General features: G+C 72.2%; 1 protein-coding gene and 2 pseudogenes. All 3 read left to right on the forward strand.

What is annotated here, in order from left to right:
• Positions 1 to 285: pseudogene (locus C100_RS48570) on the forward strand (hypothetical protein); the annotation flags it as partial.
• A 3-nt stretch (positions 286 to 288) separates the two neighbouring features.
• Positions 289 to 1,011 (forward strand): conjugal transfer protein TrbF, encoded by a 723-nt coding sequence (gene trbF / locus C100_RS32345; RefSeq protein WP_024019166.1) that lies wholly within the window; start codon positions 289 to 291, stop codon positions 1,009 to 1,011.
• Positions 1,008 to 1,200 (forward strand): annotated as a pseudogene (locus C100_RS0124350) (P-type conjugative transfer protein TrbG); the annotation flags it as partial. The gene trbF and the pseudogene C100_RS0124350, both read left to right, overlap by 4 nt.

Consider the following 1,200-nt stretch of genomic DNA (forward strand, 5'->3'; position numbering starts at 1 on the left):
GGGGCGACCAGCCTCGCGAGCGGCGCCCGCGCCGCCTATTCCGAAGGCGGCCTCGCCGGGGTCGCGAAAGCGGGTGCCGGCGCCGTCGGCAACGCCGCGCGCGGCGCGGCGGGACGCATGTTCGGATCGGGCACCGGCGACGCGGGTGACGGTCCGCCGGCCTGGGCGAAGCGCATGCAACGGCGTCAGGGCACCGTGCATGGCGCGACCGCCGCCGCGCACACCATCCGCTCGGGAGACCGGGGCGGTCCCGGCGCCACTCCCAATCTGCCTAAGGAGGATTAAGCGATGCGCTGGAAACGCGCGGGCGTGCGCTATGCGGTATCGCCCGAACCCGAAACACCATGGCAACGCGCGGGTCAGGTCTGGGATGACCGGATCGGCAGCGCGCGCGTGCAGGCGCGCAACTGGCGGCTGATGGCCTTTGGCTGCATCGCGCTGACCGGACTGGTCGCGATCGACAATATCCGCCTGCGTGCCTCGGCGACGATCACGCCGTGGATCGTCCGGGTCGATCAGCTCGGCGCCGCGCAGGCGATCGGCCCGGCGAGCGAGGGCGCCCGGCCCAGCGATCGCGAGACGGCCTACGCCCTCGCCCGCTGGATCGAATGGACCCGCTCGGTGTCGATCGATCCGGTCGTGCTGCGCGGCAACTGGCTGCGCGCCTATGATTTCGTCACCGATCGCGGCGCCGCGACGCTCAATGCGCAGGCGCGCGCCAACGACCCGTTCGCGCGGGTCGGAGAACGCGCCGTGACGGTCGAGGTGCAGAGCGTCATCCGCGCCTCGCCCTCAAGCTTCCGCGTCGCCTGGACCGAATGCGCTTATGAGCGCGGGGCCTTCGCCGGCGCCGAGCGCTGGAGCGCCATCCTCACCATCGCCCATCAGCCACCGAAATCCGCCGAGACGATCGCGAAGAATCCGCTCGGCATTTACGTCCATGGCCTCGACTGGAGCCGCGAGCTTGGCGCGGCGGCCGTCCCGGCCCAATGCGGAGGAGCCGCCCGATGAAACCGCAACTCATTCCCGTCCTGCTGCTCGTGGCGGGCTGCGCGTCACAGCCGCGCCCCGCGCCGCGGATCACGCTCGACGCGCCGCCGGTCGCCGCGGAAATTCCCGATGACCGCCCCGAACGTGTCGAGGTGGTAGCGGTGCCCCAGCCGTTGCCGCTGCCGGGTCAGCTGAAGCCGCGACCGGCGG

The sequence above is a fragment of the Sphingobium sp. C100 genome (genome assembly GCF_000508185.1).
In the GTDB taxonomy this organism is placed as follows: Bacteria; Pseudomonadota; Alphaproteobacteria; order Sphingomonadales; family Sphingomonadaceae; genus Sphingobium.